Consider the following 23,613-nt stretch of genomic DNA (forward strand, 5'->3'; position numbering starts at 1 on the left):
CAGGACATTTCTGTATCGGCATGGCCCACGGCACGGATAAATTTCCCTGCCGCCATTAGTCGCCACCCCTCCGGATGGATTAAAGTATCACCCCTTGCCAGGGCAGCTGACTCCAGCCCGCCTGTGGCCCCATACCAGGAACCGTCGCCGATGGAACACCGTGAAGCGCTGATCGCGCTGCGCACCTTTCTTTCTTCCCAGATCCTAGGCCAGGAAAAACTGGTCGAGCGGCTGTTGATCGTGCTGCTGGCCGACGGCCACATGCTGGTCGAAGGTGCCCCGGGCCTGGCCAAGACCAAAGCCATCAAAGAGCTCGCCGAAGGTGTTGAGGCGCAGTTCCATCGCATCCAGTTCACCCCCGACCTGCTCCCGGCCGACATCACCGGCACCGAAATCTACCGCCCGGAAACCGGCAGTTTCGTGTTCCAGCAGGGGCCGATCTTCCATAACCTGGTGCTGGCCGACGAAATCAACCGCGCCCCGGCCAAGGTACAGTCGGCACTCCTTGAAGCCATGGCCGAACGCCAGGTCAGCGTGGGCCGCAGCACCTACGACCTGTCGCCGCTGTTCCTGGTCATGGCCACGCAGAACCCCATCGAGCAGGAAGGCACCTACCCGCTGCCCGAAGCCCAGCTCGACCGCTTCCTGATGCACGTGAAAATCGGCTTCCCCGACGCCGCGGTGGAGCGGCGCATCCTGGCACAGGCCCGTGGCGAAGCCCTGGGCGGCGAGACCAAGCCCGAACGCCGGGTCAGCCAGCAAGCAATTTTTGCCGCACGCAAGGAAATCCTTGGCCTGTACATGGCCGACGCGGTAGAGGAATACCTGGTGCAGTTGGTCATGGCCACCCGCACCCCGGCTAAGTTCGACGCCGAACTGGCCGACTGGATCGCCTACGGCGCCAGCCCGCGGGGTTCCATTTCGCTGGACCGCTGCGCACGGGCCCACGCCTGGCTGGCCGGGCGCGACTTCGTCAGCCCCGAAGACATCCAGGCGGTGCTGTTCGACGTGCTGCGCCACCGCATCATCCTGTCGTTCGAGGCCGAGGCGGCGGGGATCGACCAGGACCGCGTGGTCCAGCGCATCCTCGACGTCGTCGCCGTTGCCTGACCCCATGCCCACCACGCAGCTGGCCGAACCTGGCATCCGCATCGGCCTCGCCGAGCTGATCGACATGCGCCACCGCGTGCGCGAAATCCAGCTGTTCTCCAAGCCCGGCCAGCGCAGCCCGCTGGTGGGCCTGCACCACTCCAAGCTGCGTGGGCGTGGGGTGGACTTCGACCAGGTGCGCGTGTACCAGGCCGGCGACGATGTGCGCAACATCGACTGGCGCGTCACCGCACGCACCCAGGAACCACACACCAAGCTGTTCCACGAAGAACGCGAAAGGCCCATCTTCATTCTTGTCGAGCAAAGCCAGCGGCTGTTTTTCGGTTCCGGGCTGATGTTCAAGTCGGTGCTGGCAGCCCAGGCCGCGGCCCTGTTCGGTTGGGCTGCGCTGGGCCACAACGACCGCATCGGCGGGCTGGTGTTCGGCGACAACGACCCGCACGAAATCAAGCCCCGGCGCAGCAAGCAAAGCCTGCTGCAACTGCTCAACCGCCTGGCCAAGGTCAACCAGTCGCTGCACACCGAAGCCGTGCCCCAGGCCGACAGCCTTGGCCTGGCGCTGCGCCGGGCGCGGGAAGTGCTGCGCCCGGGCAGTCTGGCCATCGTCATCTGTGACGAGCGCTCGCTGACCGCGCAGTGCGAACAGCACCTGGCCATGCTCTCGCGCCACTGCGACCTGTTGCTGTTGCCGGTGTCCGACCCGCTCGACCACGCCCTGCCCGCCGCCGGGCTGTTACGCTTTGCCCAGCGCAGCGCCCAGTTGGAGCTCGATACGCTGGACGCCAACCTGCGCCAGGCCTACCGCCAGCAGGCCGAGGCACGCATCGAGCGCTGGGAGCTGATGGCACAGAAACTGCGCGTAGTGCTGATGCCGCTCAGCACGCAAAGCGACATGATCGAACAACTGCGCGAATACCTGAACGCCCAGCGCCCAAGGAACGCGTCATGAACCCGCTCGACCAGCTGCATCCGCTGATCGAACCGGCGCCTGTCGGCCTATGGCCACCTGCACCCGGCTGGTGGCTGTTGCTGGCCTTGCTGCCACTGCTGGGCTGGGGCCTGTGGCGCCTGCGCCGCTGGCGCCCGGGCAAACGCCGCATCGTGCGTGCCGAGCAACCGCTCGACCCGGTGCGCGTGGCCGCCCTGGCCGAACTGGCCCTGCTGCCACGCCCTTACGACGGCGCCCCGGCAGGTGCCTGGTTGCAGCAGATAAACGCACTGCTCAAGCGGCTGTGCCGCAGCCATTATCCGGGCGCCAACAGCCACACCCTGAACGGCCGTCAGTGGCTGGCGTTTCTCGATAACCGCTGCCCCGCCGCCGGCCTCACCCGCTGGATGGTGCTGGTCGAGGGTGCCTACAAACCCGAGTGCAAGCTCGACGACAAAGCCATTGTCGGGCTCAGCCAAGCCGTCGAAACCTGGATCCGCAAGCATGTTTGAACTGGCCTGGCCGTGGGTTTTCGCGCTGTTGCCGCTGCCGTGGCTGGCGCGCCTGCTACTGCCGGCCGCCGACAGCGGCGAGCCGGTGCTCAAGGTAGGCTTCCTCAACGAACTGGAAGGCCTGGCCGGGCGCCGCGCACGGCTCAACCTGCCCACCTGGCGCCAGCAGGCGCCGTTCGTGGTCATCTGGCTGTTGCTGCTGTGCGCCGCCGCTCGCCCGCAATGGCTGGGCGAACCGGTGCCGGTGGCCGCCAGCGGCCGTGACCTGCTGGTGGCGGTGGACGTGTCCGGGTCGATGGATTTCCCCGACATGCAGTGGAAAAACGAAGACATCAGCCGCCTCGACCTGGTCAAGGCGCTGATGGGTGACTTCCTGCAAGACCGTGAAGGCGACCGCGTGGGCCTGATCCTGTTCGGCAGCCAGGCCTATCTGCAAGCCCCGCTCACCTTCGACCGACGCACCGTGCGCACCTTCCTCGACGAAGCACAAATCGGCATCGCCGGGAAAAACACCGCCATCGGCGACGCCATTGGCCTGGCAGTCAAACGCCTGCGCCAGCGGCCAGCACAAAGCCGGGTGCTGGTACTGATTACTGACGGTGCCAACAACGGCGGGCAAATCCACCCACTGACCGCCGCCCGCCTGGCAGCCCAGGAAGGCGTGCGCATCTATACCATCGGCATCGGCGCCAACCCGGAGGCCAGTGGCACCCCCGGCCTGCTCGGGCTCAACCCCAGCCTGGACCTGGACGAAGCCTCGCTGAAGGAAATCGCCGATATTAGCCATGGTGCCTATTTCCGTGCCCACGACGGCGCCGAACTGGACGCCATCGGCGACACCCTCGACCAGCTCGAACCGGTCGCTCAGCAACCCACCCAGGCACGAACGGCCCAGGCCCTGTACGCGTGGCCGTTGGCCCTGGCGCTGCTGCTCAGTGTGCTGCTGGTGGTGGCCGTGCAATGGCCCGACAACCTGCTGCAACGCCTGCTGCGCAAACCGCGCTTCCTGCAGCCGCACCCGGAATGGCGCCAACGCCTGAAGCGCTTGCGCCTGAGGAGGCGGCGATGATCGAACTGTGGCCCCAATGGCTACGCCCGCTCTGGCTGCTGGCCGTGCCCCTGCTTGGCTGGCTGCTGTACAAGCTGTGGCACCGGCGCAAGCGCGCCGGGCGCTGGCAGATGATTCTGCCGCCGGCGTTCCATGGCGTATTGCTGGGCGGCGGCAACGGTAGCACCAGCAAGCTGCCATGGGTGGCGCTGGGGCTGGCCTGGGCGCTGGTAATCCTGGCCCTGCTCGGCCCCAGCTGGCAGCGCGTTGAAGAAAACCGCCAACGGCCGGCCGACCCACTGGTGATCCTGCTGGAGCTGACCCCGCAAATGCTGGCCGAGGACAGCCCGCCGAACCGCCTGGAACAGGCCCGGCGCAAAATCCTCGACCTGCTTGAACACCGGCGCGACAGCCAGACGGCACTGGTGGTGTATGCCGGCTCGGCGCACACGCTGGTGCCGCTGTCCGATGACCTGGCCACCACCCGCAACCTGCTGGAGGCCATCGACCCGTCGATCATGCCGCAAGCCGGCCAACGCGCCGACCTGGCCGTGCAAAAGGGCCTGGCGCTGCTGGCCCAGAGCGGTCTGGGCCAAGGCCGTTTGCTACTGATCGGCTCATCGCTCAGTGCCCCGGAGCGCCAAGGTATCAGCCAGGCCCTCGGCCGCCAGGGCCCCAGCCTGTTGATGCTGGGCATCGGCAGCCGCGAAGGCGCCCCGGTGCGCCAGGCCAATGGCGAATACCTCAAGGATGACCAAGGCGGTATCCTGCTGCCGCGCCTGGACAGCGCCGGCCTCAAGGGCTTTATCAGCGGCACCGGCGGGCGCTACCGGCATGCCCGCGTCGACGACCTCGACCTGCGGGGCCTGGGCCTGTTCGATAACCCGCGCACTGCGCGCAATGACGGCCAGACCCTGCAACTGGACAGCTGGGCCGACCAGGGTTACTGGCTGCTGATACCGCTGTTGCTGCTGGCCGCCTGCGCGGGCCGGCGTGGCTGGCTGTTCTGCCTACCGCTGCTGCTGGCCCTGCCACAACCCAGCCAGGCCTTCGAGTTCAACGACCTGTGGCTGCGCCCCGACCAGCAAGGCCAGCGCCTGCTGGAACAGAACCGCCCGGCCAGCGCCGCACGCCACTTCCAGGACCCACAGTGGCGTGGCATGGCCCTGTACCAGGCGGGCGACTATGCCGGCGCCGCCGAGGCGTTTTCCCAAGGCGACACGGCCGCAGCCCACTACAATCGAGGCAATGCCCTGGCCCGCAGCGGCGAACTGGAGGCCGCCCTGGACGCCTACGAGCAAGCCCTGGAGCGCCAGCCCGACCTGCAAGCGGCGCTGGACAACCAGGCGCTGGTGCAGCAACTGCTGCAACAGCGTGAGGCCAAAGCCGAAGAGCAACCGGCCAGCAGCGATGCCCAAGGCACACCCGGCAGCGAAACCGAGGGCAACAGCAGCTCGGCCAGCAGCCCGGCCCAGGGCACAGCCGGCAACGACGAGCAAGCCAGCGCCGAACAACCCGGCGAAGGCAGCAACAACAGCCAGGCAGCGCCCGGAAACCAGGCGGGCGCCGATGACAGCGTGATACAGCCGCCGCAGCGCCCGGTATCGACCAATCTCGATGCCGAACAGCGCCAAGCCCTGGAACAATGGCTGCGGGAGATCCCCGACAACCCGGCGGAGCTGCTGCGGCGCAAATTCTGGTATGAACAGCAATTGCATCAGGAAACCCCACGATGAGTCGCTTCGGCGTCTTGCTTCTCACCCTGCTGTGGGCCGTGCTGGCCCAGGCCGAACCGCTGCTGCAAGCCAGCGTCGACCGTACCCGCCTGGAAGCCGGCGAAAGCCTGGAGCTGACCCTGGAAAGCCAGGACGTGACCCAGTTCGGCAAGCCGGACCTGCGCGCCCTGGAAGGCGACTTCGAGGTACGCGGCACCCGCCAGCTCAACAGCCTGCACACCCTGGACGGCGAAACCCGCGCCAGCACCCGCTGGATCATCACCCTGCTGCCACGGCGCAGCGGCAGCCTGCGCATTCCCGAGCTGCAACTGGGCCAATCGCACAGCCAGGCCATCGAGCTGCAGGTGCTGCAGGCCGATGCCAGCCGCCAGGACAGCGCCTCCCAGGTGTTCATCGAAGCGGCCCTCGACAGCAGCGACGTCTACGTCCAGGCCCAGGCCGTGCTGACCCTGCGCATCTACCACTCGGTGGCGCTGTACGACGACAGCAACCTCAGCCCACTGCAACTGGAGAATGCCAAGGTCGAACCGCTGGGCGAATCGCGCACCTATGAAAAGGAAATCAACGGCGTACGCCATGGCGTGATCGAAACCCGCTATGCCGTGTACGCCCAGCAAAGCGGCACCCTCGACATTCCGCCACTGACCTTCACTGCCACGGCCGCCGCCAACAGCGACGAAAACGCGCAGGCCAACGGCACGGCCCGCGCAGGCCGCCAGGTGCAGGTCAGTTCGCTGCCCTTGCGCCTGACCGTGCGGCCGATTCCCGCAGCCTGGCCCGCAGGTGTGCCGTGGTTGCCAGCCCGCAGCCTGACCCTCGAAGAGCACTGGAACCCCGACCCGGGCAGCCAGCAAGTGCAGATTGGCGACTCGCTGACGCGCAACATCACCTTGCGCGCCGAAGGCTTGTCCAGCACCCAGCTGCCGCCGCTGCCGGCCACCGAGATCATCGGCCTGCGCCGTTACCCTGACCAGCCGCTGCTGCGTAACGAAATCGGCGACCGCGGCATGACCGCCAACCGCGAAGAACGCGAGGCATTGGTGCCGACCCACAGCGGCACACTGGCCCTGCCAGCGCTGGAAGTGGCCTGGTGGAATACCCGCGAAGACCATCTGGAGCACACCAGCCTGCCGGCACGCACGCTGAACGTGCAAGACAACCCGGCGCTGAGCGCCGATACCCCGGTCGGTGACAACAGCAGCGCCAGCACCCTGCTGTGGCCCTGGCAGTTGGCTACCCTGGTGTTCGCCCTCACAACCGTGCTGGGTTTCGTCCTGTGGTGGCGAGCCCGCTCGCAACCGGCTGTGCTACGTGCCGCGCAGAACGGGCCTAGCCCGCGTACCTTGCTGGACGACCTCAAGCGTGCCTGCCAGGCCAACGACCCCCAGGCAACGCGCCAGGCGCTGGACGCCTGGGCCCGGCAGCAGCCAGAAACCCTGGCCGAAATGGCAGCCCGGTTCGTGCCGCTGTCGGATGCGCTGGATGGGTTGAACGGGGCGTTGTACAGCGAGAGCGGCCAGTATTGGCAAGGTGAGGAATTGTGGCGCGCGATTGGCACGATTCCGCCAGCTGAACAGGTATTGTTGCCGGCTGGGGAGAATGGCGGGTTGCCGCCGCTTTATCCCAAGTGATGTGTTGCCTGGGCTGGCCTCTTCGCGGGTGAACCCGTGAATACCGGCGCGGCCGGTGCCAGCCATCAGGTCGCGTCAGGGCTGCCAGGTGTTCGCCACAACAATTTCAGCGCCTGTGAGATCGAGCGCCGCCCGCGCGGCGCATCGCGAGCAAGCTCGCTCCTACATTTGTTTCGGGCCAGTTATGCCTGTGGCATATGCGCGCGAACGCCTTGGCGCATGCCTCGATGTCGCGTTGTAAAAACAAGGCGGTCGCGCGCGCCAGGCACAGGAGAGATTGGCCCGAAACGAATGTAGGAGCGAGCTTGCTCGCGATGCGCCGCGCGGGCGGCGCTCGATCTCACAGGCGCTGCAAATGTGATGACGCCCCCCTGGCAGCCCTCACCCAATCCCCCGCCCTACCGCCCCAGCAACCAACACCTCCTTCACCTGTAAGATCATCGAAGACTCGCTGGACGAATACATCTGCGCCAATGCCGGTGAACCCGGTATCAACATGCTGGTCAACGCAGTGCATCACGTGCAGATGACCAGAGCGCTGGCCGAGTTGCTGCTACACCGGCAGACCGGGGAAATCACCCTGCGCTGATTGCAGCCTTTGTAGGAGCGGCCTTGTGTCGCGATCGGGGTGCGAAGCGCCCCCAGGGTCTTCGCATCACCGCAAAATCGCCGGGCCGCGTTGCGGCCCTCTGCGACCGGCCCGGCAAGGCCGCGCCCACGATGAACTGAACCGCAAACCCTTGAGGATCGTGCTTAAAACCATTCTTCTTTACGCAGCCGTGCAGCCGACTGAGCGGGCTGCTCTGCGACTGCCTCGGTTGGCCCTAGCTTGGGCGGGAAGGGATCGTTCGGATTCAGAAGCGCGTCAATCATTGGCGTTGCATTGGATGCATTACCTTGTGGATCACTCAGCAGAGGTTTGGGGCTCCTTTTATCCTGCCTGGATGCCAACTCACTGATCAGTGCATTTGTTGCTCGTGCAACGCGTAATGCGTTCTCTTGGACTTCGAAATCATACTGTCGACCATTTGCAAACCCAGTGTGTTGTACCGTTTAACCAACTGATCTGTAGTTAGCTGCTGAGCTTTCTTCACGGAGACTGGCTTGATCCGCACGGGTCGCCGTGAAAGAGCATTTCTCTCGAACCCATGCCCACTTGGATCCTGCCGATTAACAGGATCATTGGAACAATAGGCGTAGCTGTTCAACCCACCCTCACCAAACGGGCTGAAGCTGTCCGCCGACAGAAAGCGCATCAGAGCCGGGCTGAATGCACGATACCCGTTGCCCAACTGGTAACTCGCCAACTCAACGGCCAGCCGTTCACCATTGAAACCGAGCACCGTGCTTTTCAATGGCCGCTTGGAGTACCCGTATGCTGTATAGACCTCTGCCAAGGTTGCCATCGCCTAGCCTCATGCAAGTGAGCCAGTTGTAGTTTGCTCGAACACAATTTTTCAGCCGCAATCAACGGCGAGGCAACTGACAAAAATGCCAGGCGAGCGCGGTCCTTGTGGGAGCGGCCTTGTGTCGCGATCGGGGTGCGTAGCGCCCCCAGGATCTTCACATCACCGCCAAATCGTCGGGGCCGCTTTGCGGCCCTTTCGCGACACAAGGCCGCTCCCACAGGTACAGCACATACCTTGAGCATCGCGCTGTACCTGTTGGCGCTGGCTGCCGGCGATTGGGCCGCACAGCGGCCCTACGCTTGGGTTACCATACTGCCCTTTCCCCGCTCGCCCGACTCGACATCCACAGGTCATCCATGCGTCTGTTTCATACCTCCGACTGGCACCTGGGCCAAAGCCTGCACGGCCAGGAACGCGACTTCGAACACGCCTGCTTCCTCGACTGGCTGCTCGGCCAGCTGCGCCTGCGCCAGCCCGATGCGCTGCTGATCGCGGGCGATATCTTCGACACGGTCAACCCGCCGGTCAAAGCCCAGGAACGCCTCTACGACTTCATCGTCCAGGCCCACGAGCAGCAGCCCAAGCTGGACATCGTGATGATCGCCGGTAACCACGACTCCGGTTCCCGCATTGAGCTGCCTGCTGCCTTGATGCGCCGCCTGCGTACCCATGCGCTGGGCCGTGTGCACTGGCTGGACGATGGCCAGCTGGATGCCGAACGCCTGCTGATCCCGCTCACCAACGGCCGTGGCAAGGTCGCCGCCTGGTGCCTGGCCCTGCCCTTCCTGCGCCCGGCCGAGGTCACCGGCCCGCAGCTGGGTGACGACTACCTGCAAGGCATCACCCAGGTGCACCAGCAACTGATCGCCGCGGCGCAAAAGAAGCGCAAGAAAGACCAGGCGCTGATCGCCATCAGCCACGCTCATATGGCCGGTGGCGCGGTGTCGGAAGACTCCGAGCGCAGCCTGATCATCGGTAACGCCGAGGCCCTGCCGGCCAAGCTGTTCGACAAAGCCATCAGCTACGTTGCCCTCGGCCACCTGCACAAACCGCAGAAGGTCAACCGCGAAGAACGCATCCGCTACAGCGGCTCTCCGATCCCGCTGTCGTTTGCCGAAATCAACTACCCGCACCAGGTGCTGGAAGTGGAGCTGGACGGCAGCGGCCTGGTCAGCGTCGAACCGCGCCCGGTACCGCGCGCGGTGGCCTTGCAACGGGTCGGCCCGGCACCGCTGGGCGAATTGTTGCAGCAACTGGCTGACCTGCCAGTGATCGACCTGCTCGAAGACCCCAACCGCCAGCCCTGGCTGGAGGTGCGGGTGATACTGGACGAGCCGCAACCCGACTTGCGCCAGCAGATCGAGACCGCGCTGGAAGGCAAGGCCGTGCGGCTGATCCGCATCAGCGCCGAATACGCCGGCCGTACCAACGCCGAGGACGATGACCTGGCCTTTGTCGAACTGGCACGGATGACCCCGCAGGACCTGTTCAGCCGTGCCTGGGAACAGGCCTACGGCAACCCCGCCGACGAGCAGGCGCTGGCTGACTTTGCCCTGCTGTTGCAGGACGTGCAGCAGGAAGAGGAGCAGCCATGAAGATTCTCGCCATTCGCCTGAAGAACCTGGCATCGCTGGCCGGCCCGGTCGACATCGACTTCACTGCCGAGCCTTTGGCCAGTGCCGGCCTGTTCGCCATTACCGGCCCTACGGGGGCCGGCAAGAGCACCCTGCTCGATGCCCTGTGCCTGGCGTTGTTCGGCACCGTACCGCGGCTGAACGACATTGGCCGCGAAGCCAAGGTGCCGGACGCCGACGGCGAAATCCCCACCTCCGACCCGCGCAACCTGTTGCGCCGTGGCACCGGCAGCGGCTTTGCCGAGGTCGATTTCATCGGCATCGATGGCCGCCGCTACCGCGCCCGCTGGGAAGCCAACCGCGCCCGCGACAAGGCCAACGGCAAGCTGCAACACAGCCGCCAGAGCTTCTACGACCTGGACAGCGAACAGGTGCTGGGCAGCGGCAAAAACGAATACAAGCAACTGGTCGAGGCCCGCCTGGGCTTGAACTTCGAGCAGTTCACCCGCGCTGTGATGCTGGCCCAGAGTGAGTTCGGCGCGTTTTTGAAAGCCGACGACAAAGAGCGTAGCGAGCTGCTCGAAAAGCTCACCAACACGGCCATCTATACCCGCCTGGGCCAGCGCGCCTTCAGCAAGGCCCGTGAGGCCGGCGAGGCCCACACTGCCCTTAAGGACCGCGCCAGCCACCTGCTGCCGATGGCCGACGAAGCCCGCGCCGAACTCGACCAGCGCCTGGAGCAGGCGCAACAGCAGTTCAAGGCCGACCAGGCCGGCGAGCGGCAACTCGAACAGCAACGCAACTGGCTGAATGAGCAACACCAGTTGCAGGCCCAGCACGCCGAAGCCGGCAACGCACTGCAAGCCGCCGAGCAGGCCTGGCAGCAGCTGGCCGAGCCCCGCCTGGACCTCGTGCGCCTGGAGCGTCTGGCCCCGCAGCGCCACCAGTTCCACCGCCAGCAGGCACTGACCGCGCAACTGGCGCCAGTAGCCGCGAAGATCATTGAGCAACAGCAGCAGCAAGCCGAGCTGCAAGTGTGTACCCTTCAGCTTGAACAAGCGCTGGATACCGCGCGCCAGGCGCTTGCCGACCGCCAGGCCCGGCACGGCGAAAACGCCCCGCGCCTGCGCCAGGCCTTTGCCGCCCAGGACAACCTGGCCCGCCTGGACCAGGAACTGGCTGCGCAGCGCAGCAGCAGCGAACAGGCAGAGCAGCAAGTCGCCGAAGGCCAGCAACAGTTACAGCAACTGGAGGACAACCAGCAGCGCAGCCAGCAGCAACTGGCACAGATCGACACCGCGCTTGCCGACAGCCAGCACCTGGCAGGCCTGGCCGATGCCTGGCATGCCTACCTGCCGCAGCTCAAGCAGGTGATGCTGGTGGGCGGTCGCCTGGCCAAGGGCCGTGAAGAACTCCCCGGCCTGCAAGCCCAGGCCAGCCAGGCCAACGCGCACTTGCAGGCCGAACGCGACGCCTACGACCTGTTGTTCCGCGAAGCCAAGGCCGAACCGCAAGCCCTGACCGAACAGGTCGAGCTGCTGGGCGCCATGCTGCAGGACAACCGCAAGCAGCAACGCGCCCTCGAACAACTGTCGCGCCTGCATGGCCGGGAAATGGAGTTGCGCCAGCAACTGGATGCCGTACGCGAGCGGCAACAGCAGGCCATGCAGCAGCGCCAGCAACTGATTACCGAGGGTACCGCCGCCAAGGCCGAGCTGGAAACCGCCGAGCAGGCGCTGAACCTGACCCGCCAACTGCTGGAGCGCCAGCGCCTGGCGCGCAATACCAGTGTCGAAGAATTGCGCGGCCAGCTTCGTGATGGCGAACCCTGCCCGGTGTGCGGCAGCGCCGAGCATCCGTTCCATCAACCCGAAGCGCTGCTGCAAAGCCTGGGGCGCCATGATCAGGCCGAAGAAGACGCCGCGCAGACGCAAGTCGAAACGCTCAACAGCAAGCTGGTGGAACTGCGTACCCAGTTGGGTGTGGTCAACGCCCAGCTCAAGGATTACCAGCAGCAACAGTCGCAACTGGGTGAACAGCTGCAACCGCTGGTGGCCGAGGTGCAGGCGCACAGCCTGTGGCCTGCCCTCGCCCCGCAGGACGACAAGGCCCGCAGTGCCTGGCTCGACAGCCAGCTGCGGCGCCTGGACGAAGAAATCGGCCAGGACGAGAAGCGCCAGAGCGCCCTGCTCGCCCTGCAAAAAGATGCAGCCCGCCTGAACCAGCAACTGCAAGCCGCGCACGAAGCCCAGCAACAGGCCCAACGCCACCTGGAACAACAACACCAGGCCCTGGCCAGTGACGAGCAACAACTGCAACAAGGCCTGGACGACCTGGCTGGCGTATTGCCCGAGGACGCCGTAAAGGCCCTGAACGACGACCCGGCCAACGCCTTCCTCGCCCTGGACCAACAGATTGCCCAGCGCGTGCAACAGCTGGAGCGGCGCAAGGACGAACTGGAAGAACAGCAAGCCCGCCAGGCTCAGCTGGACAAATTGCGCGACCAGCAACAGGCTCGCGTGCAAACCCGGCAGCAGTTGCTGCAGAAACTCGCCGCACTTGATGAGCAGCGCCAGCACGCCCAGGCTTCGCTCGCCGAACTGCTCGGCGAGCACGTCAGTGCCGAAGCCTGGCAACAGCATATGGACGCCGCGCTGGAACAAGCCCGCGCCCTCGACGCCGACACTGCCCAGCGCCTGCAAGACCTGCGTACCCAGGGCGTGCAATTGGCGGGTGAGCTCAAGGCCAACGCCCAGCAGCAACAGGCACTGGACGCCGAGTGCCAGCAGTTGCAGGGGCAGATCGCCCAGTGGCGCAGCGAGCACCCCGAACTGGACGACGCCGGCCTGGACCGCCTGCTGGCGATGGACGATGGGCAAGTCAATGAACTGCGCCAGCACCTGCAAAGCGCCGAAAAAGCCATCGAACAGGGCCGCGTACTGCTGCGCGAACGCGAACAACGCTTGCAGCAACATGCCGCGCAAATGACCGTGGAGGCTTCAGCCGAAGCCTTGGAGCAGGCCTTGGCTGAGCTGCGTGAGCGCCTGGCCGGCCATGAGCAGCACTGTGCCGAACTGCGTGCACAGCAGGCCGACGACCAGCGTCGCCAGCAGGCTCACCAGGCACTGGCGGCCGAAATCGTCCAGGCCCACCAGCAGTGGCAACGCTGGGCGCGCCTGAATGCCCTGATCGGTTCGGCCTCGGGGGATGTATTCCGCAAGATCGCCCAGGGTTACAACCTCGACCTGCTGCTGCACCACGCTAATGCCCAGCTGCGCCAGCTGGCCCGCCGCTACCGCCTCAAGCGCGGCGGCAGTGCTCTGGGGCTGCTGGTGCTCGACACCGAAATGGGCGACGAACTGCGCTCGGTGCATTCGCTGTCCGGCGGGGAAACCTTCCTGGTGTCGCTGGCCCTGGCCCTGGGCCTGGCATCAATGGCCTCCAGCACCCTGCGCATCGAGTCGTTGTTCATCGACGAAGGCTTCGGCAGCCTCGACCCGGAATCGCTGCAATTGGCGATGGACGCGCTCGACGGCTTGCAGGCTCAAGGCCGCAAGGTGGCGGTTATCTCCCACGTGCAGGAAATGCACGAGCGCATCCCGGTACAGATCCAGGTCCGCCGCCAGGGCAATGGCCTGAGTGACGTGGAGGTGTGTGGGTGATCCTGTACTCGTTCCGCCGCTGCCCCTGGGCCATGCGTGCACGCCTGGCCCTGCGCTATGCCGGGTGCGCGGTGGAAATCTGTGAGGTGGCGATGAAGAACAAGCCGGCAGAACTGCTGGCCTTGTCGCCCAAAGGCACGGTGCCGGTGCTGGATACCGGTGCCGGCGTGCTGGAAGAGAGCCTGGACATCATGCGCTGGGCACTGGCGCAAAGCGACCCGCAGGACTGGCAACTGCTGGCAAACCCGGCGGCGGCGCAGCAGGCTGAAGCGTTGATTGCGCGCAACGACAGCACCTTCAAGGCGCAGGTGAACCTGTACAAGTACGCCGAACGTTACCCGGCGCATTCCCGCGAGCATTACCGCCAGCAGGCCGAGGCCTGGCTGGCGGAGCTCGAAGGTTTGCTTGACGGCCGGGCTTACCTGCTGGCCGATCACCCAAGCCTTGCCGATGCCGCGTTGCTGCCCCTGATGCGCCAGTTTGCCGGGGTCGAACCGCAGTGGTTCGCCGAGGCGGCTTATCCGCGAGTGCGGAGCTGGCTGGAGGGGTGGCTGGCTTCGGAGCTGTTCAGGTCAGTGATGGCCAAGTAGGTTCACACGATCCCTTGTAGGAGCGGCCTTGTGTCGCGATGGGGCGCGCAGCGGCCCCAGTTTTTTGCATTACAGCCGAAATTGCCGGGGCCGCTCGGCGGCCCTATCGCGACACAAGGCCGCTCCTACACGGGACCGAATCAGGTTCACGAGTGGTGCTTGCCGCTGAGGGCCGCATGGAAGTTGGCACTCTGGCGCAGGTACTGCTCGGTGTAGCTGTGAGTCGCGGACGCCTTACCGCTGCTATCGGCATGGGCATGTGCCGGCAATACAACCGAAGCTGAAATGGCGGATGCAGCAATGACCGGGAAGAGATTGAAGTTCATCTGGGCTGACCTCGACGGCGGTGGTTTGACGGTGGCCCGTTTGGGCCTTGGGTCAAACTTACGCCGACGACGCCGAACGCAAAAATTCATTGCACCAGTATCGACTATCACGCCGATCGATATCACTCGATGAACTTGAGGTCCGAAGGGGCATCCTGAGTCAGGGTCTGTACTGTCTCCAGCAGCTTGCCGCTGCGCGGATCGCGGCGCATGACCACAATCTGGTTGCTCTTCTGGTTGGCCACCAGAAGGAAGTTGTCACTCGGGTCGAGGGCGAATTCCCGAGGATGATCACCCTCCACCGAACGGCGCTGCAGGAACGTCAGCTGGCCGTCGTCCTTGCCCACGCCAAACACCACGATTTCATTGGCCGTGCCACGGTTGCTGACGTACAGGAAGCGCCCGTCCGCCGACAGGTGCAGGCCGCCCGCAGCCTTGGCTGCCGCATCCTGCAGTTCGGTCAGTGGCAGGCGCTGACGCTCCAGCAGGGCATCGTCCTTGACGTCGAACATCGCCACTTCACCGCTCATTTCCAGCGTCAGGTAGGCATGCCTGCCCTTCGCGTCGAACAGCAGATGGCGGGGTCCACTGCCGGGTGGCAGGTCCACCGAGGCCGGGATGGCCGGGCTCAATGGCTGGTCCGGGCTCGCACCGTCGTATCGGTAGATGAACACTTTGTCGGCACCCAGATCGCTGGCGTAGAGATGCTGGCCGTTGGGCGACAGCACCAGCGAATGCACATGGGCGCCGGCCTGGCGCTCAGGGTTTACGCCACTTGGCTTGTGTTGCAGTTGCTGCACGACTTGCTTGAGCTTGCCGTCCCTTGCCACCGGGATCACCACCAGGTTGCCGCCCGGATCGGGCTTGACCGCATAGTTGGCCACGAACAGGAAACGCTGGTCGCGGCTAAGGCTGGCGTGGGTCGGCTCGTCGCCTTTGCTGGCCACTTGATTGAGCGGCTTGATTTCGCCCTTGGCGCTGACCGTGAAACTGCTGGCGTGGCCGCCCGGGGTTTCATTGACCGCGAACAGCAGGCGCTGGTCGGCTGACAGCACCAGCCACGAAGGGCTGACGCTCTTCACCACTTGCAGGGGCGTGGGATCGATACGGCCGGCCTTGTCGTCGAACTGGTAGCGGTAGATGCCCTGGCTGGCGCCATCGGTGTAGCTGCCCACCAGCAAGGTGGCGGCGTGGGCGTGAATTGTCAGGGTCATCAGGCTAGCGGTCAGCAGGCTCGTCCAGGTCCGGTTCATCGTGGTCTTCATCCGGGGCGCGAAAGGCACTCATACAGACTAGCCGATGCTCGCCGTTGGCATCATCGAGTTGCCATTCATCGCCGGTGGCGATAGCCGCGGCGACTTGCTCGGGGGTGAAAGACCAGCGGCGCAGCTGACGGCCATCCATGCATTCGACGGTGAGGCCGGAGTCGTCGGCGGTGAAGTCGAAGGCGTGCAGGCCGTCGATCAGGAGCATGTCGCAAGACTGCAGGGCGGTGGCTAGGGGGGACATGGGGGTACCAATCAGAAATGAGTTGGCATTATAGCCCTGGGGCTGCTTTGCAGCCCATCGCGACACAAGGCCGCTCCTACAGGAGATCGCGTATCCCTGTAGGAGCGGCCTTGTGTCGCGATGGGCCGCAACGCGGCCCCCTACGGTCAATGGGCGAAAATCGAGCCCCCTTCCTTGCCCACCATCTTCTCCGGCTTGATCAGGAACCGCGCCAGCGCCGGCAGCAGCCACAACGCGCCAAACATGTTCCACAGCAGCATGAAGGTCAGCATCAGCCCCATGTCAGCCTGGAACTTGATCGCCGAGAAGATCCAGGTACACACGCCAATGGCCAGGCACAAGCCGGTGAACAGCACCGCTTTACCGGTCGAGCGCAAGGTCTGGTAATAGGCTTCCTGCAACGGCAACCCGGCACGCAGGAAGCTCTCCAGCCGGCTGTAGATGTAGATGCCGTAATCCACGCCAATGCCCACCCCCAGCGCCACCACCGGCAGGGTCGCCACCTTCACCCCGATGCCCATGTAGGCCATCAGCGCGTTGCCCAGCACCGAGGTCAGCACCAGCGGCAGCACGATGCACAGCGTGGCGGCAAACGAGCGGAAGGTGATCAGGCACATCACCGCCACACAGATGTACACCAGGATCAGGATGGTCAGCTCGGCCGACTTGATCACTTCGTTGGTCGCCGCCTCGATCCCCGCGTTACCCGCCGCCAGCAGGAATTGCAGGCCTTCCTTGTTGTGGCTGTCGGCAAACGCCTTGGCCACGGCGGTAACCCGTTCAAGGGTTTCGGCCTTGTGGTCGTTGAGGAACACCAATACCGGCGCCAGCGAGCAATCGCCGTTGTACAGGCCGTCGGCACGGGCAATCGAGTTGTTGAGGATGTCCGGGTTGCGCGACAGGGTTTCCCATTTCAGGCTGCCCTCGTTCATGCCCTTGATCACTTGCTTGGACACGGTCACCAGGGAAATCGCCGACTGCACGCCCGGGGTGTTCTGCATGGTCCACATCAGCTCGTCGATCGGTGCCATGGTCGAGTGGATCGAACATTGCTCCGGCGGGGTCTTGACCATGATCACCAGCACGTCGGAACTGGTGGAGTAGTTGCTGATGATGAAGTTGTTGTCCTGGTTGTAGCGCGAGTCGGGGCGCAGCTCTGGTGCGCCCTGGTCGAGGTCGCCGATTTTCAGGTTCTGGCTGTACCACAGGCCGCCGGCAAAGGCGACCAGCGCCAGGGCCACGGACACCGGCGCCACTTTGGCACTGGCGAAGTTCGACAGCAGGCGCCAGAACGGGTGCTCGCGGGTGGCGTCCTTCTTGCTGCGCTCGATGGCCTTCTTGCTGATGCCAACGTAGGAAATGGCCACCGGCAACAGGATCAGGTTGGTGAACACGATCACCGCCACGCCGATGGACGCGCCGATGGCCAGCTCGCGAATTACCCCGATATCGATGATCAGCAGGGTGATGAAGCCCACCGCGTCGGCGAGGATGGCGATCATCCCCGGCAGGAACAGCTGGCGAAACGTGCGTCGTGCTGCCGTGAGGGCGTTGTCGGCGTCACTGGACTGCAAGGCGATGCCGTTGATCTTCTGCACCCCGTGGGAAATGCCGATGGCAAAGATCAGGAACGGCACCAGCATCGAGTAAGGGTCCAGGCCAAAGCCCACCGCATGCATCAGCCCCAGCTGCCAGACCACCGCCACCAGGGTGGTGATGAGCACGGCGATGGTGCTGCGGATGCACCAGGTGAACCAGTACAACAGCACCCAGGTGATCGCCAGGGCGACACCGAAGAACATTGCCACCATCACCAGGCCGTCGATCAGGTCGCCGACTTTCTTGGCGAAGCCGACGATATGCACCTTCACATTGGGGTTCTGCGCCTGGAACTTGTCACGGATCTTTTCTTCCAGCAGGTGCGAGAACTGCTGGTAGTCGAGCTTCACCTGCTTGCCTGGGTCTTGCGGGTCGGGGTAGCTCTCCAGCAGCGGTACGTCGACGATGCTGGACTTGAAGTTGTTGCCCACCAGCCGCCCCACCTGGCCAGACTTGAGCACGTTGTCACGCAGGGTATCGAGGCTGTCCTGCGAACCGTTGTAGGTATTGGGTATCACCTCGCCACCGGAAAAGCCCTCTTCGGTGACTTCGCTCCAGCGCACGCTGGGGCTCCACAATGACTTGAGCCCGGCACGGTCGACGCCGGGGATGTAGAACACCTCGTCATGGACCTGGCGCAGGGTTTCCATGTAGTCCTTGTCGAAGATGTCGCCATTGACCGCTTCCACCGAGATGCGCACGGTGTTGCCCAGGTTGGCCAGGTCGTTGCGGTGCTCCATCATCTGCTCGATGAACGGGTGCTGCAGCGGGATCATCTTTTCAAAGCTGGTGGACGGGCGGATCTGCGTGGCCTGCCAGAACAGGAAAATGCTCACCAGCACGCACAGGGCGATGACCACGGGGCGGTTGTTGAAGATCAGGCGTTCAAGCAGCGTGGCCTTGTCCTGGTGGTGCGGGTGCATGGTAATGCTCTCCCTGCTGGTCATCGGCTTGCCCCCTCGGCGCCTTGGGCATCCGCCAGGTGCACGCCACCCTGCCCTACCAGCAGCAGGCCACCGTTGGCCAGGCCGCTGACGCCCGCCAGGGCGATGCGGTCGGAACGGTTGTACACGCTGAAGGTCTGGCCGCCATCGGCACTGCGCAGCACGCTGCCACCGTTGCCGACCAGCACCACGGTGCCATCATCGAGAAGCGTAGCGCTTGCCAGGCCGAATTCGAGGTTGCCTCGTGCGGCCTTGAGTGCGACAGGCTGCCAGCTGTCACCAAAATCGGTGGAACGGAACAGGTTGCCGCGCAGGCCGTAGGCCAGCAGAGTGTGCGGCTGGGCGGTGCCAATCACGCCAAACAGCGAGCCCTCGTACGGGCCTTCAACCTTGGCCCAGGTCTGGCCGTTGTCAGCGGAGCGGAACATGCCGCCCTGCTCGCCCACGATGAACAGGCCGGCATCGCGCACCTGGGCGATGCCGTTCAGGTGAAGCTGGTCGGGGTTATCCAGGCGCTCGGCCACGTCCTGCCAGTGCTGGCCGCCGTCGGTGGTTTCCAGCAAGGCACCGTAGGCCCCCACGGCAAAGCCGTGCTGGGCGTCGAGGAAGGCGATATCGAGCAAGGGGGCTTCGCGGGCGAGGTCTTCGAACTGTTTGCTCCAGGTCGCGCCGCCATCGCTGCTGGTAAGGATCTGCGCGTCATGGCCGACGGCCCAGCCGCGCTTGTCGTCGAGGAAGAACACGGCGGTGAGCAGTTGCCGGGTAGGCACGCGGGCCTGGGTCCAGGTGTTGCCCTGGTCGTCGGAGAACAGGATATGGCCACGATCGCCCACCACTACCAGGCGTTTGCCGGCATGGGTGGCATCGATCAACAGGCTTTGGCTGGCCTTGGCCGATTCGGTGGAGTATTCGTCGGCGGCGGCGGCCTGGGCGCTGTCGGCCCACACCCCCAAAGCCAGCGCCAGCACTGCGCTGGCCGCCCATGGCCAGGCACCACGCCTGGCTGGCACCTGTAGCTGTTCCCTCATGACTGCCCCCTGTTGTGTTCTTCTTGGTGGGTCAATGCACTGCAGGCACTGCGAAAAGCCTGATCTAGAGGCCTGCAATAGCTTGAGGGGATCGTAGCGGGGATGTTCGCGGGATTACAACGGGCGGGGTGTTATGTTTTGTTGTCGGCCCCAAAAAGCTTCGCGGGTAAACCCGCTCCCACAGGTACTTGTGGGAGCGGGTTTACCCGCGAAGAGGCCAGCCCTGACTACAGAAAACTCAAGCCAGGCTCTTGCTCACCACTTCATACACATCACTGGACAGCTCACCCGAAGCCAGAATGCGCTCCAGCTCGCCCTTCATCAGGCCTTGGCGCGCGTCATCATACTTGCGCCAGCGGGTCAGCGGTGCCAATTGACGCGAAGCAATCTGCGGGTTCAGCGCATTCAGCTTGATCACCAGGTCCGCCAGGAAGCGATACCCCGAACCATCCGCTGCATGGAAGTTGACCAGGTTCTGCCCGGCAAAGGCACCAATCAGTGCACGCACCTTGTTCGGGTTCTTCAGGGTGAACGCCGGGTGCTGCATCAGCGCCTTGACCCGCGCCAGCCCGCCCGGCAACGCGCTGGCCGCCTGCACGCTGAACCACTGGTCCATGACCAGCGGGTTGTCCTTGAAGTGCTCGGCAAAGGTTGCCAGCGCCTTGGCCCGCTCGGCTTCGAACGGCGAGTTGACCAGCACCGCCAGCGCGGTCAGGCGCTCGGTCATGTTGTCGCACTGCTCGAACTGCTCCAGGGTCGCTTCCAGCACCTGCGGCTTGCCGCTCTGCATCAGGTACGACAGGGCAATGTTTTGCAGGCTACGGCGGGCAAAGTGCTCGGCAGAGGCCACGTAGGCGGTGCTGCGCGACACTTCACGGTTGGCCTGGTAGCGCACCCACAGGGCATCGAACAGCTGATCGGCGATCTGCTGGCGGGCGAACTCACGGGCGGCGTGGATGGCATCCACGTCGGCCACCTGGCTGATTTCGGTGAGGTAGGCCTCACCCGGCAGCGAGAGCATCTCGGCCACCATGGCCGGGTCCAGCGCTTCATTGGCCAGCACGGTGCCCAGGGCGATGATCAGGCGCTGGTCAAGCTTGAGCGCTTCGCCGCGCTGGTGTTGGCCAATCAGTTCCTGCAACACCTGCACCGACAGTTGCTGGCCCGCTTCCCAGCGGTTGAAGCCATCGCTGTCGTGCTGCATCAGGAACATCAACTGGTCGCGGTCGTACGGGAAGCTCAGCTTCACCGGGGCGCTGAAGCCACGCAACAGCGATGGCAGCGGCTTGGCCACGATGCCCTGGAAGGTGAAGGTTTGCTCGGCCTCGGTCACCGACAGCACGCGGCTGCTACCCTGGGCAGCGGCTTCGCCGGCCAGTTGCAGCGGCAGGTCGTTGCCAGCGGCATCCAGCAGGCCAAGCTCCACCGGGATCACGAACGGCAGTTTTTCGGCCTTGTCCGGGGTTTGCGGGCAGCTCTGGCGGAAGCTCAGGCTGTAGGTCTGCGCAGCCGCGTCATAGGCTTCGCTGACCTCCAGGCGCGGGGTGCCGGCCTGGCTGTACCAGCGTTTGAACTGGGTGAAGTCGACGCCGTTGGCGTCTTCCATGGCCTTGATGAAGTCGTCGGTGGTCACCGCCTGGCCATCGTGGCGTTCAAAGTACAAGTCGCTGCCTTTGCGGAAGCCTTCGTCACCCAGCAGGGTGCGGACCATGCGCACCACTTCGGCGCCCTTCTCGTACACGGTCAGGGTGTAGAAGTTGGAAATTTCGATGAAGCTGTCCGGGCGCACCGGATGGGCCATGGGGCCAGCGTCTTCGGCGAACTGGTGGGTACGCAGGTAGGCGACGTCTTCGATACGCTTGACCGTGCGCGAGTTCATGTCGGCGCTGAACTCGGCATCGCGGAACACCGTGAAGCCTTCCTTGAGCGACAGCTGGAACCAGTCACGGCAGGTGACGCGGTTGCCCGACCAGTTGTGGAAGTACTCGTGGGCGACCACGCCTTCGACGCGCTGGTGCGCGGCATCGGTGGCAGTTTCGGCACGGGCCAGCACACAGCTGGAGTTGAAGATGTTCAGGCCCTTGTTTTCCATGGCGCCCATGTTGAAGTCGTTGACCGCAACAATCATGAAGATGTCCAGGTCGTACTCACGGCCATAGACTTCTTCATCCCAGCGCATGGACTTCTTCAGGCTGACCATGGCGTGGTCGCACTTGTCGATGTTCTCGGGCTCGACGTAGATCCGCAGGGTCACGTCCCGGCCGGACTGGCGCACGAAGTTGTCCTCGACGCACCACAGGTCACCAGCCACCAGCGCGAACAGGTAGGCCGGTTTCATGAACGGGTCTTCCCAGGTGGCCCAGTGGCGGCCATCTTCGGCCGGCCCGCTGCCGATCGGGTTGCCGTTGGACAACAGGATCGGGTAGCGATGCTGCTCGGCGATCACCGTGGTGGTGAAGGTGCTCATCACGTCCGGGCGGTCGAGGTAATAGGTGATCTTGCGGAAGCCCTCGGCCTCGCACTGGGTGCAGAACATCTTGCCCGACTTGTACAGGCCTTCCAGCGCGGTGTTGCTCTCGGGGTGGATCTTTACGCTGGTGTCGAGGGTGAAGCGCTCGGCCTTGGGGTGCACGGTCAGGCTGTCGACGTCCAGCTGATAATCGGCCGCGTGCAGTTCCTGGTCGTCCAGCGAGGCACGCAGCAGCTCCAGCTGCTGGCCATCGAGCACCAGAGGCGGCAACCCGGCACCACGTGCCGGGTTGCGGCGCATGACCAGTTGCGCGTGAACCAGGGTGTGGTCCTCGAACAGCTCGAAGGTCAGGTGCGTCTCGTCGATCAGGTACTCGGGCGCCTGGTAATCCTTGAGGTAGATCACTTGCGGTTGTTCGGTACGCATGTGCAGGTCCTTTTTACTGGAGCACGGCCAACTGGTAGGCCGTGTACTTGCGAATATTGATCACACCGGTGTCGAAGATCAGGTACTGGCCCTTGATACCCAGCAGCGTGCCTTCCACTACCGGGTTCTTGTCGAGGTTGAAACTGACGATCTTTGTCGGGTAGGCCTCGACCGGGTAACGCATGTGCACCACTTCGGCGTCCGGCAGTGGCTGGATAGCCTGCAGGCCAAAACGCCCTTGCAGCTCGCGCAGGCCGTCGGCGCAGGCATCGAAAATCTGGTCACGAATGGCCGGCAGGTCGAGCACCTCGGCGTCGCCCTTGAGCAGCGCACGCCAGTTGGTGCGGTCTGGCACCTGGCTGCGCAGCACGTCTTCGACCAGGCCCGATTGCTGGCGGGTGGCTACGCGCATGATCGGCAAAGCCTGGCTGGCACCCTGGTCGAGCCAGCGGGTGGGCAACTGGGTGGCGCGGGTGATGCCGACCTTGATCCCCGACGAGTTGGCCAGGTAGACCACGTGGTCGGTCATGCAGAACTGTTCACCCCAGGACGGTTCGCGGCAAGTGCCGGCGTCGTAGTGGCATTTTTCCGGGGCCATGATGCACACATCGCACTGGGCCAGCTTGGTCATGCACGGGTAGCAATAACCCTGGCTGAAGCTGGTCTTGGTACGCTTGCCGCAATGGCTGCAGTAAATGGCGCCGAGGTACTCCAGGCGCAGGCGCTGGCCGATCAACGGGTTGACCGACACCTGCGTGTCATCCAGGCGGAAGCTGTACTGCACCACCGGTGCCTGCAGGCTTACCGCCATCTTGCTCAACGAGCCACGAGCGAGTTCGATCAATGTACCGAGTCCGACTTGAACAGGATGTTGGCGATCGGCGCAGACTTCGATGCGCATTCCTGCGGGCCCATGTAACCGGTGCGCTGGTCTTCAGGCAGGTTTTTCATCTCCCAGGCGATAACGGCCTGCAACGACAGCTCTTTCTGTTCGGCGGTGAGCTTGCGGCCATCCGACCATTTGCCGATTTCCACGGCCAGTTTCAGGCTTTCGTAGATTTCCGGGGTGATGTTTTCAATCATTTGCGCGAAAGTGGACATAGTGTCTCCT

General features: G+C 64.5%; 18 protein-coding genes. 9 read left to right on the top strand and 9 right to left on the bottom strand.

Going from position 1 to position 23,613, the window contains the following annotated elements; all coding sequences use genetic code 11:
- Nucleotides 1–150 precede the first annotated feature (150 nt).
- Genes ACQKPZ_RS15720 through ACQKPZ_RS15745 form a run of 6 tightly spaced genes read left to right on the top strand, consistent with a single transcriptional unit; the run spans nt 151 to nt 6,965 of the window.
- Nucleotides 151–1,110 (top strand): AAA family ATPase, encoded by a 960-nt coding sequence (locus ACQKPZ_RS15720; RefSeq protein WP_391134635.1) that lies wholly within the window; start codon nt 151–153, stop codon nt 1,108–1,110.
- 4 nt (nt 1,111–1,114) lie between these two features.
- Nucleotides 1,115–2,059, top strand: a complete 945-nt coding sequence (locus tag ACQKPZ_RS15725) for a DUF58 domain-containing protein (protein WP_403201282.1) — start codon at nt 1,115–1,117, stop codon at nt 2,057–2,059.
- Nucleotides 2,056–2,550: a DUF4381 domain-containing protein gene (locus ACQKPZ_RS15730; RefSeq protein WP_391134641.1), complete on the top strand. Its 495-nt coding sequence runs from the start codon at nt 2,056–2,058 to the stop codon at nt 2,548–2,550. Before ACQKPZ_RS15725 ends, ACQKPZ_RS15730 begins: the two co-directional genes overlap by 4 nt.
- A complete protein-coding gene (locus ACQKPZ_RS15735; RefSeq protein WP_300023774.1) occupies nt 2,543–3,619 on the top strand; it encodes a vWA domain-containing protein in 1,077 nt (358 codons plus the stop codon). The genes ACQKPZ_RS15730 and ACQKPZ_RS15735 overlap by 8 nt, the downstream gene beginning before the upstream one ends.
- Nucleotides 3,616–5,334, top strand: a complete 1,719-nt coding sequence (locus ACQKPZ_RS15740; RefSeq protein ID WP_427539640.1) for a tetratricopeptide repeat protein — start codon at nt 3,616–3,618, stop codon at nt 5,332–5,334. The genes ACQKPZ_RS15735 and ACQKPZ_RS15740 overlap by 4 nt, the downstream gene beginning before the upstream one ends.
- Complete coding sequence (locus ACQKPZ_RS15745; RefSeq protein ID WP_427539643.1) at nt 5,331–6,965, top strand: BatD family protein; 1,635 nt, start codon at nt 5,331–5,333, stop codon at nt 6,963–6,965. Before ACQKPZ_RS15740 ends, ACQKPZ_RS15745 begins: the two co-directional genes overlap by 4 nt.
- 959 nt (nt 6,966–7,924) lie before the next feature.
- Here the strand turns inward: ACQKPZ_RS15745 and ACQKPZ_RS15750 are convergent.
- Complete coding sequence (locus tag ACQKPZ_RS15750) at nt 7,925–8,371, bottom strand: RHS repeat-associated core domain-containing protein (protein WP_427539646.1); 447 nt, start codon at nt 8,369–8,371, stop codon at nt 7,925–7,927.
- A gap of 359 nt (nt 8,372–8,730) precedes the next feature.
- Between ACQKPZ_RS15750 and ACQKPZ_RS15755 the strand changes: the two genes are divergently transcribed.
- Genes ACQKPZ_RS15755 through ACQKPZ_RS15765 form a run of 3 tightly spaced genes read left to right on the top strand, consistent with a single transcriptional unit; the run spans nt 8,731 to nt 14,200 of the window.
- The gene (locus ACQKPZ_RS15755) at nt 8,731–9,969 is read left to right on the top strand and encodes an exonuclease SbcCD subunit D C-terminal domain-containing protein (RefSeq protein ID WP_427539649.1); all 1,239 of its coding nucleotides are present in this window, start codon (nt 8,731–8,733) and stop codon (nt 9,967–9,969) included.
- A complete protein-coding gene (locus ACQKPZ_RS15760; protein WP_427539652.1) occupies nt 9,966–13,610 on the top strand; it encodes an AAA family ATPase in 3,645 nt (1,214 codons plus the stop codon). Before ACQKPZ_RS15755 ends, ACQKPZ_RS15760 begins: the two co-directional genes overlap by 4 nt.
- Nucleotides 13,607–14,200: a glutathione S-transferase gene (locus ACQKPZ_RS15765; RefSeq protein ID WP_427539655.1), complete on the top strand. Its 594-nt coding sequence runs from the start codon at nt 13,607–13,609 to the stop codon at nt 14,198–14,200. Before ACQKPZ_RS15760 ends, ACQKPZ_RS15765 begins: the two co-directional genes overlap by 4 nt.
- A 146-nt stretch (nt 14,201–14,346) precedes the next feature.
- Here ACQKPZ_RS15765 and ACQKPZ_RS15770 read toward each other — a convergent pair whose 3' ends face one another.
- The 8 genes from ACQKPZ_RS15770 to ACQKPZ_RS15805 all read right to left on the bottom strand — a co-directional run bounded on the left by ACQKPZ_RS15770 (nt 14,347) and on the right by ACQKPZ_RS15805 (nt 23,603).
- Complete coding sequence (locus ACQKPZ_RS15770) at nt 14,347–14,526, bottom strand: hypothetical protein (protein ID WP_427539658.1); 180 nt, start codon at nt 14,524–14,526, stop codon at nt 14,347–14,349.
- A gap of 122 nt (nt 14,527–14,648) precedes the next feature.
- Entirely contained in the window at nt 14,649–15,779 is a 1,131-nt protein-coding gene (locus ACQKPZ_RS15775) for a lactonase family protein (RefSeq protein ID WP_427539661.1), read from the bottom strand.
- Nucleotides 15,745–16,035, bottom strand: coding sequence for a DUF5629 family protein (locus ACQKPZ_RS15780; RefSeq protein WP_427539664.1), 291 nt, complete (start codon nt 16,033–16,035; stop codon nt 15,745–15,747). The genes ACQKPZ_RS15775 and ACQKPZ_RS15780 overlap by 35 nt, the downstream gene beginning before the upstream one ends.
- Nucleotides 16,036–16,181: 146 nt before the next feature.
- A complete protein-coding gene (locus tag ACQKPZ_RS15785; RefSeq protein ID WP_427539667.1) occupies nt 16,182–18,557 on the bottom strand; it encodes an efflux RND transporter permease subunit in 2,376 nt (791 codons plus the stop codon).
- A 20-nt stretch (nt 18,558–18,577) separates the two neighbouring features.
- A complete protein-coding gene (locus ACQKPZ_RS15790) occupies nt 18,578–19,606 on the bottom strand; it encodes a WD40/YVTN/BNR-like repeat-containing protein (protein ID WP_427539670.1) in 1,029 nt (342 codons plus the stop codon).
- A gap of 238 nt (nt 19,607–19,844) precedes the next feature.
- Nucleotides 19,845–22,502 carry an aminopeptidase N gene (pepN, locus tag ACQKPZ_RS15795; protein ID WP_427539673.1) on the bottom strand — a complete coding sequence of 886 codons (2,658 nt, stop codon included), beginning with the start codon at nt 22,500–22,502 and terminating at the stop codon, nt 19,845–19,847.
- 13 nt (nt 22,503–22,515) lie between these two features.
- On the bottom strand, nt 22,516–23,346 hold the full coding sequence (locus tag ACQKPZ_RS15800) for a DUF2797 domain-containing protein (RefSeq protein ID WP_427539676.1): 831 nt from the start codon (nt 23,344–23,346) through the stop codon (nt 22,516–22,518).
- Nucleotides 23,343–23,603 carry a YeaC family protein gene (locus ACQKPZ_RS15805; protein WP_003260154.1) on the bottom strand — a complete coding sequence of 87 codons (261 nt, stop codon included), beginning with the start codon at nt 23,601–23,603 and terminating at the stop codon, nt 23,343–23,345. Before ACQKPZ_RS15805 ends, ACQKPZ_RS15800 begins: the two co-directional genes overlap by 4 nt.
- Between the last annotated feature and the right edge of the window lie 10 nt (nt 23,604–23,613).

The sequence above is a fragment of the Pseudomonas sp. NPDC089547 genome (genome assembly GCF_050280665.1).
Classification (GTDB): Bacteria; Pseudomonadota; Gammaproteobacteria; order Pseudomonadales; family Pseudomonadaceae; genus Aquipseudomonas.

Coding starts and splice junctions, on each gene's coding strand:
- ACQKPZ_RS15720 (WP_391134635.1), top strand. CDS start 151: ATGGAACACCGTGAAGCGCTGATCGCGCTGCGCACCTTTCTTTCTTCC.
- ACQKPZ_RS15725 (WP_403201282.1), top strand. CDS start 1,115: ATGCCCACCACGCAGCTGGCCGAACCTGGCATCCGCATCGGCCTCGCC.
- ACQKPZ_RS15730 (WP_391134641.1), top strand. CDS start 2,056: ATGAACCCGCTCGACCAGCTGCATCCGCTGATCGAACCGGCGCCTGTC.
- ACQKPZ_RS15735 (WP_300023774.1), top strand. CDS start 2,543: ATGTTTGAACTGGCCTGGCCGTGGGTTTTCGCGCTGTTGCCGCTGCCG.
- ACQKPZ_RS15740 (WP_427539640.1), top strand. CDS start 3,616: ATGATCGAACTGTGGCCCCAATGGCTACGCCCGCTCTGGCTGCTGGCC.
- ACQKPZ_RS15745 (WP_427539643.1), top strand. CDS start 5,331: ATGAGTCGCTTCGGCGTCTTGCTTCTCACCCTGCTGTGGGCCGTGCTG.
- ACQKPZ_RS15750 (WP_427539646.1), bottom strand. CDS start 8,371: ATGGCAACCTTGGCAGAGGTCTATACAGCATACGGGTACTCCAAGCGG.
- ACQKPZ_RS15755 (WP_427539649.1), top strand. CDS start 8,731: ATGCGTCTGTTTCATACCTCCGACTGGCACCTGGGCCAAAGCCTGCAC.
- ACQKPZ_RS15760 (WP_427539652.1), top strand. CDS start 9,966: ATGAAGATTCTCGCCATTCGCCTGAAGAACCTGGCATCGCTGGCCGGC.
- ACQKPZ_RS15770 (WP_427539658.1), bottom strand. CDS start 14,526: ATGAACTTCAATCTCTTCCCGGTCATTGCTGCATCCGCCATTTCAGCT.
- ACQKPZ_RS15775 (WP_427539661.1), bottom strand. CDS start 15,779: ATGAACCGGACCTGGACGAGCCTGCTGACCGCTAGCCTGATGACCCTG.
- ACQKPZ_RS15780 (WP_427539664.1), bottom strand. CDS start 16,035: ATGTCCCCCCTAGCCACCGCCCTGCAGTCTTGCGACATGCTCCTGATC.
- ACQKPZ_RS15785 (WP_427539667.1), bottom strand. CDS start 18,557: ATGCACCCGCACCACCAGGACAAGGCCACGCTGCTTGAACGCCTGATC.
- ACQKPZ_RS15790 (WP_427539670.1), bottom strand. CDS start 19,606: ATGAGGGAACAGCTACAGGTGCCAGCCAGGCGTGGTGCCTGGCCATGG.
- pepN (WP_427539673.1), bottom strand. CDS start 22,502: ATGCGTACCGAACAACCGCAAGTGATCTACCTCAAGGATTACCAGGCG.
- ACQKPZ_RS15805 (WP_003260154.1), bottom strand. CDS start 23,603: ATGTCCACTTTCGCGCAAATGATTGAAAACATCACCCCGGAAATCTAC.